The sequence below is a fragment of the Mycobacterium bourgelatii genome (assembly GCF_010723575.1).
Classification (GTDB): Bacteria; Actinomycetota; Actinomycetes; order Mycobacteriales; family Mycobacteriaceae; genus Mycobacterium; species Mycobacterium bourgelatii.
In genome coordinates, this window is the sequence record NZ_BLKZ01000001.1 from 3,866,801 (window position 1) to 3,880,029 (window position 13,229).

The window sequence follows — 13,229 nt, forward strand, 5'->3', positions numbered from 1 at the left end:
GGCGGATGAACGACCTGGCCGAAACCATCATCGGTCTGTAGAAACCACAGCCATCCGCGAGAATTCGCCCTTTGGGCACGGCGAGCCAACGGCTCAGCGACGTCGAACACTGGCTGCCCCAGTGGATTCATCGGTACAACGCTGAACGGTCATGCATCGCCCTAGTCGCAGCCCTGTACCGAATACGAAACCAACTGCACGCTACAAACACAGCCGAACGTCCGGCCGTGCACCAGCGACCAGGTGCGCACCGAACCCGGACGGTTCACATCCGAAAGCTCTACGACTAACCTACATTCGGGTTGGGACACTCCCTGTCAGGCGTGATCAAATAGCTACCGAAAAAGCCAAACTGCGGTCCTTCGGACAGGACGCATCGAGCGGCAGAATCTTCACCCGGCCAGAACGAAGATGAGATAGTCGTCGCGTGGGACATCTGTTCGTTGCTCATGGCGATCTGACCAAGCTTGCCTGTGATGCGGTGCTCATACCCTGCGATGACAAAGGGTGGGTCACTCCCTCGTGGCGCAGTCTGCTGCCGCCAGAACTGCCACGCGATAACAGAACTGGATGGCTCTTGTTGCCCAACAAACCCGATGCCGATGGCATTGTGCGACTGCCTCCACTCGACAAGCGAAGTGTCCAGGCGTTCGCGTCCATGGAATGGGTCGCGACCGATCCGGCTGATGTCGCCGAACGACTCTTGCGTGCAGTCAGTTCGGTCTCCGGGGATCTTCCGGCCCTAGACGGGCGTGCGGTCCCACTTGTCGGAATACCGCTCGCGGGGACAGGTCACGGCGGTCTTGCGCACCGCCGCGGCGAGGTGATCGATAAGCTTCTAGAGAAGCACCGTGTCCAGGGCTCGTCACTGAAATGCGATGTCGCGCTGATTCTCTATGAAAGACGGGATTTCGTAGCTGTACAGGCACGGCGCCGCCCGGAGGACTGGCCGTGGAACGTGCTCAGAGAAGAGTTGCGGGATAAGGCGGACCATCTTGGCCGACTAGCCCGCACCGGCCAATTATCGCTATTCCTCGGGTCAGGCGTTTCGCGTCCTGTGGGGTTGCCAGATTGGAATGGACTCTTGGAATATCTGGCAAAGGCCACCAACATCGATCTGCCCTCCAATGTCACGCCAGAAACCGCTGCCAGCATTATCAAGTCCACACTGCCCGCAGCGACCTATCATCAAGAGTTGAAAAATGCCTTAGATTGTCATCGGCACGGCATCGGCCACGCATTACTGGCCAGCCTCCCCGTGACCCAAATGGTCACTACCAATTTCGACCCCTGTATGGAACTCGCACTAGAAGGAGCGCTGGGTCCCGACGAATTCCGAGTGCTTATTCGGCAGGTGGCAGACAGTTCGAAACCGTGGCTGCTCAAATTGAACGGCGACATCGGCGATCCCGCCTCGGTCGTCCTCACTACCGAGGATTTCCAACTACACGAGGAGGAAAACCGAGCCCTGCACGGTCTTGTCCAGGGTCTGCTGCTTACGAGTCATCTGCTGTTCGTGGGTTTTTCGTTCACCGACGAGAGCGTCTTACGGCTCGCCGAGTTCGTCACACGAGTGCTACGCGCGGCGAGAAGTGCTTCCCCAAATAGCTATTCCAACACCGCGATTGCCTTGACACCCGACGACTTGAGGAAGATAAGTTATGACGATCTCGAGATTCTCCAAATGAGCGATTCCGCTACCGATGTCCGTGAAGCAGCACGCCTACTCGAGATTTTCTTGGACAGACTTTGCTGGAAAGCCATCTCAGAGAATGATCGTGCCGCTGAATATCTCCTCGACGACAGATATCTGAGCAGTCTGAGCGCCGAGGACCAACAACTTCGCGATGGACTTCTCCGACTCGTTGACGAAACTTCTTCGAACGTGAAGTCGAATAGCACGGGGTGGAAACGCATTGAAGCTGTTCTGCGCGACCTTGGCTGGCGGCCGAGCACTTCCCAATAAAAGCACCAACGTACGCCATATCGTTCTGAAACCCACGCCGTCGCCCGGAAGCGGTCCGACGAAAAATTCGAAGCGCCAACTGTTGCGCGCGGTCAGCGAAGACATCCTGGTCAAGGCCGACGACATGCCACCCGCGCACGAGCGGTGGTTCAAGGACGACATCAGCGTGACAGGTCCGACCACAGGCGGATGGCTCCCGGTACAGCCGGCCGTCCACCCTGATGAGTGGCAACGACAGTTCAATCAGCTACGCACCTACGTCAACCAGCATGGTGACGCTCGGGTTCCGCGCGCATACGTAACCCCGGATGGCGAAGGACTCGGCGCATGGGTGGCCGAACAACGACAACTCTTCGCACGCGACCTGCTCGATCCGAAAAAGGCGGCGAAGCTGGAAAAGTTGCCGGGTTGGCGCTGGACTCGAAACACTCGGGCCAACACGAGAACGAGGACATCAGGCCCTGCGTGAGGGTGCCCGGGTGGTGGAGCTAGGCCCAGGCAATGTCCAACCGGCGAGCGAGATCCGGTCCCCCGACCTTGCGGATGAACTCCGGATCACCGCACACCACGAGTTGATCGCGGGCACGGGAGAGGCCGACATAGAGCCTTTCGCGGGAGCGTTCGAACGCGGACACTTCGTTCACTACGAGCACGACGGCGCGACGTTCAAGTCCTTTGAACCCGAGGACGTGTCCGTAAAAGACCTGCTCTGCGTCCCAGAAGCTGTCCCAGTACGCGGCGTTGCCGGCAGCCTGACGTTCCTTCTGTTCGGGATGGCGACTGCCGGTGGTAAGTAGGGCGACGTCTTCGGGACGCCAACCCTGCTCGAGTAGCAACTCGACCTCGTCATCGCCGACATTCATCGCGTCTTGTTGGGAACACGCGACGAACTTGACGGCCGGCCCGTCTCCACCGAGAAAGCGCATCGGATGATCGACCAAGGGCTGAAACGCCGTGGCGATCTGTCGGGTATTGCGCAGGTTGTGGTCGAGGAGCAGCGGCACAAGCGGCACCGGTGGCGAACCGAACCGGTTGAAGACACGCTGGCCTTCGTCGGAGAAGATGTAGAGACCGCCGATCTCCCCGTCCGCGAGGGCGGCCAGCAGCGGATTCCACCATGCATCGGCGAAATCCTGGGCTTCGTCGACCACTATCGAGTCGAACCCGTAGCCGGGCTCGAGGTGTGTTGCCAGATCGGTCATTTGACGCGGCAGGTCATGCTCCCAGAACCGCACCGTCTCCTCCGTGCGTATCGATTCGTCCGGCCCTTCGGGGGCGCCCCACTGAATGCCGAGTGCGTGGAATTCGCCGACATAGGCAGGTTGCGGTGACACGCTCCAAGTAGGACGCCAATCCGTGGGAGTAGCAGAGCAAGGCAACACGTTGTCCCTTTGCGGAGAGGCGGCGTGCCTGCTCCATCGCAAGAAACGTTTTGCCGCTGCCCGCTCCCCCGCGGATCTCGACGCGGTTCAGCAGTTGGATCGCGTCGAGGATGACGGCCTGGTGCTCGGTCAGCGCGTCCGCGGTGTCCTGATGGGCGAGGGCGCGGGCGACAACGCTGCGCTGCGGTAAACCTCTGCCACTCAGGGCTTCTGTGAGTTGCTCGATGCCCAAGGCCGTCAGCAAGGGCCGGTCGAGTTCTTGGCGGATGAGGACGGATTTCAGCTTGTCGACGAGTTGCCTTAGGTCGGTGCGGTCGATGACCTTCCAGCGTGGACAGTCGGGCAACGCGAAGTCGTCGGCGATGTCGACATTCGGCAGCACAATCATGTGGTCCCAACGCAACCGGCCCTGCGTCCAGCGGTCATCGCTCTCAACGAATTCACGAAGCGCATAGCAGGATTCGCGTGCCTGTCGGACAGGATCAATCTCGTGGTCGTGACCCCGACTCCCCTGCCGCCAGGTCTTGCCGTCGTGCCAGACCTCACCGCCCTTGACTTCCAGACACACAATGCCGGCGCCCTCCATTGCGACGACGAAGTCCACCTCGTGGTCTTTCAGGTGGTCCGTGACCCGCTGGCCTGGGATGATCAGATCGTCCGGTTGGAGCTGCTCCTGAAGGGTTTGGTACACCTTGCGTTCGGCCTCGTTGGCAAGGCGAGGGGTTTCTCGCGAAGGGATCATGTTGCCGCCGCCCCAACTACCACTCGGCGGGGGCACGGGGGATTTCTGCGCCGCTTGTCCGGTCAGGTTCTCCGCTACTTTCATTCCACGATTGAACTACGCCGCGGTGACAAATACGGGATTGCACCGTTCGTCGAGATTTCTTGTCGGTGGTCAGAACCGCTACGGCGTCGGCCACGGCACCAGCGCGCCCAAAGGCGGACTGGTTGTTACCGGATGCGTCAGAGATACGCTCTCCTAACGCCGACTGAGTAGCCGTCGTCGACGTCGAATCGAACGGATCAACTTAACTTCGAAGAGCTAACAGATCGATAAGTGTTGCCGCCGACCGTGGTACCGCGATGTCACATGCCTCTGCGATAGTGAGGCTGCAAACATCCCGTCGAGCCTAGAGGACAACATGCCGGCGGAAACCACCACGCCGCGCCTTACTGAAAAGTTCCGTGAAGCGCTGACATACGCCGCAGCGAAGCATCACCGCCAAACACGCAAGGGCGGCGACATTCCCTACATCGGGCACTTGCTGTCCGTCGCGGGACTGGTGATCGAAGCTGACGGCACGGAGACACAAGCCATCGCCGCCCTGCTGCACGACGCGGCCGAAGACCAAGGCGGTAAGGAGACCCTGGACGAGATCCAATAGCTGTTCGGTGCGGACGTTCAACAAATCGTCAAGGAATGCGGCGACACGTTCGAAGACCCCAAACCTCCTTGGCACCAACGAAAAAAGAGCTATATCGACCACCTGAACGATGTCTCACCTGACACGATCCTGGTTTCGCTTGCCGACAAGGTGGATAACGCGCGAGCGATGCTGCGCGACTTCCGACAAACGGGGTCAGAGTTGTGGCAGCGCTTCAGCGTGAAGGATCCAGAGGATCACCTCTGGTACTACCGATCACTGCTGGCCGCTTACAAGCAGAGAACTGACAGCTGGCTCGTCGACGTACTGCGACGCAACATCGACGAGCTGGCGGAGTTGGTCAACGCTTAACGCCGGCCGCAGTATGCCCGCGCGGTTGACCGGTCAACTGTTCGTGCGGGTGAGGGGGACCCGTTCAATGGTCCAATCGCTATGCGGCTTTACGGTTGGTGGGTCGTGGTCGGCTGTAGGTCGAACTCGGCTGGGCCGAGCCCACGGTGGGCACCTTGCCACCCAACTGCAGTCGCGGTCGTGGCACGGAGCGGTTCAAAGCCAGCCCGATCCTGCGTAATCCTTTCCCGACAATGGGTTCTTGCCCCAGGCACCCGCGGATCCATTGCCGCCGACACGATTTCGACCACCGACTCGATGAGGCGACGCAATCTCAAGACCGCGCCGCCACCTGCGTCACGTTCAAATGCGAGGCACGGCATTTAAACTACTGAGCGTGTGTAGCGATAGTACAACTAATCCGCAATCTCAAAATGACATATCACAGGATAATGGTCCGTGCCGACCGACGAGTCAATCTCGACTTTGGTCAACGTGAGACCTTTGTATAGCACGTGATCGTACTTCCGTCCCTTTGGGGTTGTCGCTGTTTCAACCACTATTTCTTTAAGCCTGTTGTCACCAAAAAGCGTCGGAAAATATTTACCAACTGTTTCGGCGTCAATATTGAAGTCGCCGTGTATGAGCACAAGCTCGCCAGACCCTTGAAGCGCATCCGTAACGCTAGAGAAAATCGTGCTCGCAGTTTCGGAATCCAATTCTATTTCCATCATGCGAAAAGGGAGCAAATGAAGCGTGGTAGTGCTGATTATGTTTCCATTTACACTAACCGAACATGTGCTGTACCCCTTGTCGTGGCTTTGCACACTTCGACCTTCTAGGTTAAATATTTTGTGGGGGTTATGGAACTTTCCAGTCCGATGTGCTGACAGTGGAAACCGGGATATGATCCCGTTGCCAAGCTGTTTGCTTTGGTCCATATGCGACCTGGATGTGGCATCATAACAAGCGTCAACATATCCAAGCCGACTCGCCATGTACGCGATCTGATTGCTTTGATCCGTGCCTTCAACTTCTTGTAATGCAATTATGTCCGGATCTGATTGCTTCAGCCATTTAACAATGTGTTCTAATCCGTCGCGCGTATACGATCCAGACCTTGCTGGATCCCGCCCCTCTTCGAGCAGTCTTCCCCCACCGATATTCCACGTAATCGTCTTCAAGTTCACCCAGTGATCCTAACCATTTACTTTGTAGGGGCAATGGACACGTCGCGCATTAAAGCGATCAATCCCCTTTGGCGCAACCGAATGCTTCACGGCACCAAGCGAAGATGTTCCAGCGGCATGTCCACCAGCCTTGTCTCATAAGGCGATCGTAATCCGTTTCGTCCATGATCCGAACATGCATTTCCTTGCCGAGCGCGTAGTGCATGGCGACTCGGTAGTGGCCATTAACGACATATAGCTGGCCGTTCTCATCACGCCAGAGACTGATCTCATAGTTCTCCCGGAGCTCTTCTTTACCACTCGTCACCTTATCGATGGTCTTCGCCTCAAGTATTTCTAGGGACGCTTGAAAGGACGTGCCACAAGGCAGGGTTTCGACCGGTAGCTTGTTCCATTTCTTGTCTGGCAGGCGACGTGCGCGTTCGACCACCAAGTAGTTGCCTGGGTCGTAATGCATGCCGTAGTTCTCAGACCTCACGTAGCCTTCGGGGGCGTACTTGGCCTCGCCACTGACGGCGGGGACGGTTGAGGCGACCTCATCACGATGGCCTGTGGCATCGATAGATTTTTCGTTGTCGTTCAAATTCATTCCCTGGCGAAAGACTGATACTGGCGGTTAAAGAATAGCCTTTTCATCGGGTTTCGATTGATGTCGGCGGCGCGCCGTATTGCGTCCGAAGAGTTCGTTCAACGGCTTCATGGCCTACCCCGGCCGACTTCGATGTGCTCCGGAAGAAGCAACGGCCGGCATGCTGATTCGGCCTGTAAGGAGCGGTGCGATAGAAACTGGGCGCCACTTCCCTATCGGTGGCAACAGTGCACCTTCCGATCGACGTGAGCAGGCTTCGAAGCGCCACTGGTGCAACGGATCAACACATCTAGACCGTCTACTCTGCCGATTTCGTCGGTGCCGGTCGCTATACTGAGCAAAGCTCACGAGTGGATGGCTGTTCGGGTACCTGGCCCGCCATCCCGGCAACCGCGCCTCCATCGCACGGTGCCCCAGGGGAAGAGCTGGCACGCAAAGCGTGCAAGCGGTGGACGTCCGAGGGTGGCGTTGCCAGAAATGGCCAGAAATGACCGAACGGCAGTTGAGCGCAACGGACGCGGCGGTGCGCGAACGTATTACCGAGTTGTCCGTGCATATTCCCTGCGGCAAGTTGCGAGGTCGGGTGAAAGGCCGGTGGCAATCCTGCCCCGACGAGGACTCTCCCGAGAGATGGGAAGGTTGCGACGTTTCACGCGCATGCGACCTTTGCATCGTGTGCTTCAGGGGGACGGCGGGTGGAGTCTCACGTTGGGCGTGGTTGGGCTGCGAGGACTGCCGAGCGATTAACGCAGCACTCGAGCAGATGTGGGGCTTTCGACCGTTGGCACTGGGCCGACATAGCCTGATGAATGGTATCGGCGTCCGCGGCGGCGCACCGCCCGAAGTCGTCGAGCAGCACACTGCCCAGCTTGCAGCATTCGCCAGAAGCCGAGGCGGGCTACGGGATTGGTATCACCGGGAGTACCCGAGGCTGGCCGCCGAGTTCGACCCTCTCGCAGATATTCCACTGCGGGTGTGGCAGCAGAAGTGGCCACCGGGGCGCCGCGCGTCCGCAGACGCGATTTCCCGATTTCTGGGACGCGAGCTGCCGTTGCGGCCGCCTAAGTGAGCGTGTGTGCTACTGCGGTCCGCGGTAACAACCCACGCGGCATTTTGAAGAATCGATGATCCGCTAGAGTTCCGGCTTGCGCCGCCTGAAGGAGTTGCGGCGGGCACCGGCGAAGCTAACCATCCCGTTCCCGACACCGCCGAACGACATGACGTACTTCGGCGGTGTACCGCGCGGCGGAGGGCATGAGCATGTCGAATACGCTGTAGCGTCACGTCTCGTCGCCAACGACAACTGGTTCCAACGTCTCGTGGGATCAGCGACGATGCTGCCAACGAAGCCACCCAGGGTCGACTGTTTCCCCACCGCCGAAATGTTCGGCAACGGAGGGTACGGACCGACGTCGTTAGTCGATGCTGGCGCCCCTGACTCCCGCGCCGCAGCAAAACGCAACACCCAGCCCATCCAGCATGATCATGAAATGCGGTCGCAGCCCGGTGATCCCAGAACTGGCACCACCATCCGCAACACGTCGCCGTCACGAAACAACTTCTTTACAATCCCCCGAGTGCTGCAGGCGATTCGCCAGAGGCGGTTTTCTAGGAGTGAGATCTGAGCCGTTCTAGCTCATACCAGACCAATAATCTTCAACGGCCCTCCGCAACTGCTGCATGTCCCGCTCGTACTCGAGTTGTGTGTCGCACCACAAGAGCATCCACATCGCATTGCACACCTTGGTACCCCGCTTGAGTTCAACCAGCAGGTCAAAGGCGAACTCCTCTAGTTCCGGATCATCAAGTCCGAGTTCGAATTTCTCGACTCCGCCGTTGTCTCCGTAGTGGACCTTAATCCATTTCCACAACAACCAGTAAGCCGCTTCTGGTCGGCCAAGCGGAAAATCCGGCTTAGATAAACTTTGCTGGAGCTCCCGGCAGAGCGCCTCCGTCAATACCGCTCGTTCATGAAAGCGTCGAATTGCCGCTTGATACCTATTCAAGTCTGCCACCCGTCGCATGTTGTCCTCACCCACTCTTCTCGATCTTAGGTCGCCTCGCCGACAGTCCGGTTGGCTGCTTAAGGCGAGCGATAGCGAAACCACCACAGCCACTCAGCCCGCCAGCGTTGATTGGGCGTTTGGTGAACCGGCCCGGTGGGTTCGGAGACTTTCTGATCTGATACCCAGCTGTCGGTTCCGGTCGAAAAGTGAGCAGGTAGTTCCGGGGTGGTTTCTAGGGGCGTCGCAACACTTCCCTAGGTTTCTGGAGGTTGCGTTGTCAACGTCTCGTCGTGTGAAAGAAGGGTCCTGGCCGGCGTCCACAGTCGGCCAAACGTCAGCGGTTTGTGGAGTTGCGGGCTCGGGGCTGGTCCGTCTCGGCAGCCGGCCGTGAAGTTGAGGTCTCGCGGACCTCAGCAAATAATTGGGCGCGGGGATATAAAACCTACCGGCGTGGCGAAGCGGTCGGCTTCGTGCCAGCATTGGATCGTTTGGCAGTGCGCCAAATTAGTGATCGCTACCTGTCGGAGGATGAGCGGATCGCCATCGCCGATCTGCGCCGCACCGGCATGAGTATTCGGGGGATCGCCGCCATTGTGGGCAGGGCCCCGTCGACCATATCCAGAGAATTGCGCCGCAACAGCCGCCGCGGAGGCCAGTATCGGCCGTTTGAGGCCCACCGCTGGGCGGTCCAACGTAGAGCCCGCCGTCACCAACGGCGAATCGACAAGAGCCCCGCCTTATGCGAACTGATCGCAGAACTTCCCGCACAACGGTGGAGCCCGCAACAAATCGCTCGGCACCTACGACGCGAATACCCACAGGATCGACGGATGTGGTTGTGCCACGAAAGCATCTATCAGGCTGTCTACCAACCGCATTCGCGGCTGATCCGGCCACCCCAGGTCAGGTCGCCACATCGCGGCCCACTGCGGGTCGCGTCCACGAAAGTGGTGTACGAGTCGGGGCTTAGGGACTGAGGCCGCCACCCCAACGGTTCGGCGGCGCTCTAGCTTTCGCGCTGGTAGTCAAGGTTGACGTTGGGCGTGGTTGATCAGCCGGGCTGATGCTCGGCTTGTGGCGCGATGAACGGTGTGTCGTTGTTGGTTGGTGGGCCGTCGTGTTCCGGCAGGCTGATTAGGCGCCGTGAGCGGCAGGCTTTCGTGTGCGCCGTGATGGCGGCCCAGGGCGAGCGGGCGGCAAGCTAGGTTTCGCCGTCGTGCGGCATAGCTACCGTGGCCGTCACCGTTCGCCGCTGAGCCTTCCTTGACGATAGCGCTGTTCATCGAAGGGTTGTTGGGTTCGAAGCAGTCGGTATGACAGCCGGCAGGCATGACGCGCGAGCGCGACACGGGCCTGTATCGGGGCCATCCCTCGCGCGTGAAGTTCAGCGTTGCGCTCGATGAAAGACGGTGAGCACTGCGACAGTCCCCACGCGATGCCCATCAGTGCGTCGCGATGCTCGGCCAGGCCCTGACGTGAAATGCGGCCACGCCGGTTCAGCGTGGCCGATTGGTAGAGTGCTGGCGTTAAACCTGTTGCCGAGTAGAGATGTTCAGCATCAGGGAAGCGTTGGATGGGAAGGCTGTGCGCGGCGAAGGCTGCCGCACGAACGGAGGCGACGCCGGGCAGAGTGGTCAGGATCTGGCCGTCGGTCTCGGCCAATAAGGCCACGACTTCGACGTCGAGGGCATCGATGTCTGTCCGGAGCCGGCGGTACCCGGCCAGATCACGCCCCAGTCGGTGCGCACGTTGATCAGCATCGGCCGGCGGAGGCAGACATCCGCGCCACCGCTGCAGCCAGTACTGGGCGGTGCTGGTCGTCAATCGGCCCGGAGCCCGGCGCATCAGCGACCGCAGTTGCGGTGGTCGTCCTGCAAACACGGCAGCACACGCCAGCACCGCCAGACCCGTCGGAGTCTCCAACGCCAAAGATCGCCCGTGACCCGCCGGCGCCGACAATCCAGGGCACAACGCATTGAGCTGGTCGTGCAGTCGCTGCTGGCGACCTTGCGGTCGGCTACCAATCCGCGACGATGTCGCACCGCGGCACGTAACGCTTCGACCGGCGATTCCTGGCCGTAGCGGCGACCGCCGCCCTGGCGGGCCATGTACGTCAACGCTGCGCAGTCGCGATCATCGGTCTTGAACCTGCCCGAACCCAGCTGTGTGCGAGCAGATTTCGTCTCCGACGGCGCGAACAGCCGCACGCAACCAGGATGGCGCCGTTCCAGTTCGGCGACCCACGGCCGGTGCAGACTGCCGGTCGCCTCGATCGCGATCACGGGCGCATCTCGGCCATGTTTGTTCAGCGCCAGCTCAAGCTGTGCGATGCCTTCTCGCGAGACCGATAACGACATCGGACCAGCGAGCAGACCGGACCCGTCACTGATCCACACCCGATTGAACGCCTTGCCAGGATCCACGGCAACGATCACCGTGGACGGATCAAGCGCAACCTCCAACACCGACATGAGCAGCCTCCTCCGAAACGGACCTCCTACGAGAATCCGCCCAGTGCCTACTCACGGCCTATCAGCTACAGCCGGACCCGCCCCGCGGGTGCCTGTTCGTTCGCCTTATGCCCTTCGACACCGAAGTAATTATCAACGGCCACAATGCTTCTCGAATCAGGTGAGGGCCCAATCGATCGGGTGCACTAACGTGGCGGGCGCTTGACTGACACCTTCACACGTCCGCTTCCCACCGCCACGAACCATGGGTCTCCCTGTCATGTGCTGATGCCAGCAATGACCAGCGTGAGCCCGCCCAAGAAAAGATCGCGACCTGACCGAATCGCCGTCCCAGGCTTCGCGCCTCGTCATCGTCGAGCCCGAACACCGCACGGCTCTCCTCGCTATGCGTTCCGTCAAAGCTGGTCCCTACTGCGCGAATTGAAACTCGTCCACTGACCCTGAGCTCGTATTCCAGCACCTCTATCCTCGCGAGATTGTCGTCGCTATCGGGATTGGGCTTAGGCTGGACCGCAGTCACCACGTGCAGCGGGCCAAGTGGTGGATCGTCCTCGCCGTGTGAATCGACGGGCCAGACAATTCCGCCGAGCTTCGGTATGTAGAAGTTCACCTTCGTGGCGAGATACAAGTTCCACAGGATGTCGTCCATCGCCATCGTCTTTAACTCGCCGGGCTCGACCCAGTCGAAGTCGTCGTAAGTGTGCATGAGTCAGTCGGTGAATGATGAAGCGGGCGCAGTCATGATCCACTGATTCAACGCGATGCCGAGCGGAAAGTTCAACCGGCGAGCGCCATTTTCTGCCCAGCACCTAGCAGCGGGAATGCTCGTGTCGGTAGCTGGGGCGGGCAAGCGTCAATACATCCTGCCGTCGCAGCGTGCCGGAACAAGACGTCGGACTCGCGCGCCCGATGCAGGCGGGCCCGCCAACCAAAGTTCATGAGGGCGCAAAACGCCACAGACGAATAATTCGCATTGCACCGCGGCCAGTTACACCTCCCGCGCGACGCTTCCGCTTCAGTCGTGCGATCGCCAGAAATTCCGCCATACATGGCTCGCACTCAGTGAGGTGACATGCTAGCCGTAGCGACACCGTAGGTGAAAACTCTTCGTCCAGAAGTACCCACAAATCCGCTAGCACTCTCTCGCACATCAATATTCGCCTTCCTGGCGACGCCACCCTTTGGCGTCCACCGCTTGCATGCTTCGCATGCCAGCTCTTTCCCTGGGGCACCGTGCGGTGGAAGCGCGGTTGCCGGGACGGCGGGCCAGGTACCCAGATTGCCGTCACACTCGTGAGCCAATCAGTTTAACGAAGAAGGTCGGCAAAATATTCCCGTCTAGGCTCAACTTCTCAATTTGGTGACACTCGCGCGACGAAACATAGCTCGCCCAAGGCAATTGCCTTCGAATGGCCGCAAGGCCAGACGAGTCGTCCGTGTGTCACCGACACCCGGCGGTGCGCACCATCGCAAAATTCTTTGTCCGCAGTTATTGCGGACCCCGCACTTTTTGCGGTATTCTTGGTTGTGTCCAACCCCTACGACCAGATCCGTACACACCTCGCCAAGGCCGAGGCGGCCGACAGTGCGGCCCAAGTGCTGCAGCACCTTCGGTCTGTACTGACCGAGGTGGGTCAGCTTCTCGACGAGCAGCTCGCCCGTGCCGTCGTCGACGACGAACTGTCGCTCGCGGCGGCCGGGAAATACGCCGGTCTCACCGAAAACGCGGTGGGGCCACGGTTGGCCAACACGGCCAGGCTAGCCCCGTATGCCACTACGGGAGGACGCGTCACCGCCGAAGACGTCAAACGCGCCCGCCGACACAAGTACGCCCAAACCCCGCTGCCGCCGGCGGCCCCTCCTGAGCCGATGCGGTTCAAACCCCGCCGAAAGACCAAGCCCTCCTAGCG

14 protein-coding genes, 1 pseudogene and 2 riboswitches are annotated in these 13,229 nt (G+C 59.8%); of the genes and pseudogenes, 8 read left to right on the forward strand and 7 right to left on the reverse strand.

Annotated elements, in window-relative coordinates:
* Positions 1–427: 427 nt before the first annotated feature.
* On the forward strand, positions 428–1,966 hold the full coding sequence (locus tag G6N68_RS16775) for an SIR2 family NAD-dependent protein deacylase (RefSeq protein WP_163714461.1): 1,539 nt from the start codon (positions 428–430) through the stop codon (positions 1,964–1,966).
* A gap of 82 nt (positions 1,967–2,048) precedes the next feature.
* On the forward strand, positions 2,049–2,435 hold the full coding sequence (locus G6N68_RS16780; RefSeq protein WP_163714464.1) for a helicase associated domain-containing protein: 387 nt from the start codon (positions 2,049–2,051) through the stop codon (positions 2,433–2,435).
* 19 nt (positions 2,436–2,454) lie between these two features.
* On the opposite strand, the pseudogene G6N68_RS16785 reads toward G6N68_RS16780, so the two are convergent.
* Positions 2,455–4,090 (reverse strand): annotated as a pseudogene (locus G6N68_RS16785) (NERD domain-containing protein).
* Positions 4,091–4,490: 400 nt separating this feature from the next.
* On the opposite strand from G6N68_RS16785, the gene G6N68_RS31790 reads away from it, so the two are divergent.
* Positions 4,491–4,733, forward strand: coding sequence for an HD domain-containing protein (locus G6N68_RS31790; protein WP_308205896.1), 243 nt, complete (start codon positions 4,491–4,493; stop codon positions 4,731–4,733).
* A 168-nt stretch (positions 4,734–4,901) separates the two neighbouring features.
* A complete protein-coding gene (locus tag G6N68_RS31795) occupies positions 4,902–5,084 on the forward strand; it encodes a hypothetical protein (RefSeq protein ID WP_308494632.1) in 183 nt (60 codons plus the stop codon).
* Between the two features lie 395 nt (positions 5,085–5,479).
* On the opposite strand, the gene G6N68_RS16795 is transcribed toward G6N68_RS31795, so the two are convergent.
* Both G6N68_RS16795 and G6N68_RS16800 read right to left on the reverse strand, forming a co-directional pair.
* Positions 5,480–6,253: an endonuclease/exonuclease/phosphatase family protein gene (locus tag G6N68_RS16795; protein ID WP_163714467.1), complete on the reverse strand. Its 774-nt coding sequence runs from the start codon at positions 6,251–6,253 to the stop codon at positions 5,480–5,482.
* A 58-nt stretch (positions 6,254–6,311) separates the two neighbouring features.
* The gene (locus tag G6N68_RS16800) at positions 6,312–6,836 is read right to left on the reverse strand and encodes a hypothetical protein (RefSeq protein ID WP_163714470.1); all 525 of its coding nucleotides are present in this window, start codon (positions 6,834–6,836) and stop codon (positions 6,312–6,314) included.
* A gap of 348 nt (positions 6,837–7,184) precedes the next feature.
* Positions 7,185–7,296: riboswitch (SAM riboswitch) on the forward strand.
* Positions 7,297–7,647: 351 nt separating this feature from the next.
* Here G6N68_RS16800 and G6N68_RS30865 point away from each other — a divergent pair.
* Together G6N68_RS30865 and G6N68_RS16810 are read left to right on the forward strand one after the other, a co-directional pair.
* A complete protein-coding gene (locus G6N68_RS30865; protein ID WP_240355504.1) occupies positions 7,648–7,911 on the forward strand; it encodes a hypothetical protein in 264 nt (87 codons plus the stop codon).
* A gap of 76 nt (positions 7,912–7,987) precedes the next feature.
* Complete coding sequence (locus G6N68_RS16810; protein WP_163714475.1) at positions 7,988–8,467, forward strand: hypothetical protein; 480 nt, start codon at positions 7,988–7,990, stop codon at positions 8,465–8,467.
* A 6-nt stretch (positions 8,468–8,473) separates the two neighbouring features.
* Here G6N68_RS16810 and G6N68_RS16815 read toward each other — a convergent pair whose 3' ends face one another.
* Complete coding sequence (locus tag G6N68_RS16815) at positions 8,474–8,881, reverse strand: hypothetical protein (protein WP_163714478.1); 408 nt, start codon at positions 8,879–8,881, stop codon at positions 8,474–8,476.
* A gap of 533 nt (positions 8,882–9,414) precedes the next feature.
* Here G6N68_RS16815 and G6N68_RS16820 point away from each other — a divergent pair.
* Positions 9,415–9,825: a helix-turn-helix domain-containing protein gene (locus tag G6N68_RS16820; protein ID WP_443093986.1), complete on the forward strand. Its 411-nt coding sequence runs from the start codon at positions 9,415–9,417 to the stop codon at positions 9,823–9,825.
* Between the two features lie 262 nt (positions 9,826–10,087).
* On the opposite strand, the gene G6N68_RS16825 is transcribed toward G6N68_RS16820, so the two are convergent.
* The 3 genes from G6N68_RS16825 to G6N68_RS16835 form a co-directional block, all read right to left on the reverse strand.
* Complete coding sequence (locus G6N68_RS16825) at positions 10,088–10,672, reverse strand: transposase (protein WP_163714481.1); 585 nt, start codon at positions 10,670–10,672, stop codon at positions 10,088–10,090.
* A 20-nt stretch (positions 10,673–10,692) separates the two neighbouring features.
* Positions 10,693–11,319, reverse strand: coding sequence for an IS110 family transposase (locus G6N68_RS16830; protein ID WP_163714484.1), 627 nt, complete (start codon positions 11,317–11,319; stop codon positions 10,693–10,695).
* Positions 11,320–11,533: 214 nt separating this feature from the next.
* Positions 11,534–12,025, reverse strand: a complete 492-nt coding sequence (locus tag G6N68_RS16835; RefSeq protein ID WP_163714488.1) for a DUF3293 domain-containing protein — start codon at positions 12,023–12,025, stop codon at positions 11,534–11,536.
* Between the two features lie 480 nt (positions 12,026–12,505).
* A riboswitch (SAM riboswitch) is annotated at positions 12,506–12,618 on the reverse strand.
* Between the two features lie 228 nt (positions 12,619–12,846).
* Between G6N68_RS16835 and G6N68_RS16840 the strand changes: the two genes are divergently transcribed.
* A complete protein-coding gene (locus tag G6N68_RS16840; protein WP_163714491.1) occupies positions 12,847–13,227 on the forward strand; it encodes a hypothetical protein in 381 nt (126 codons plus the stop codon).
* The last annotated feature ends 2 nt before the right edge of the window (positions 13,228–13,229 follow it).

Coding starts and splice junctions, on each gene's coding strand:
- G6N68_RS31790 (WP_308205896.1), top strand. CDS start 4,491: ATGCCGGCGGAAACCACCACGCCGCGCCTTACTGAAAAGTTCCGTGAA.
- G6N68_RS31795 (WP_308494632.1), top strand. CDS start 4,902: ATGCTGCGCGACTTCCGACAAACGGGGTCAGAGTTGTGGCAGCGCTTC.
- G6N68_RS30865 (WP_240355504.1), top strand. CDS start 7,648: ATGAATGGTATCGGCGTCCGCGGCGGCGCACCGCCCGAAGTCGTCGAG.
- G6N68_RS16820 (WP_443093986.1), top strand. CDS start 9,415: ATGAGTATTCGGGGGATCGCCGCCATTGTGGGCAGGGCCCCGTCGACC.
- G6N68_RS16830 (WP_163714484.1), bottom strand. CDS start 11,319: ATGTCGGTGTTGGAGGTTGCGCTTGATCCGTCCACGGTGATCGTTGCC.
- G6N68_RS16835 (WP_163714488.1), bottom strand. CDS start 12,025: ATGCACACTTACGACGACTTCGACTGGGTCGAGCCCGGCGAGTTAAAG.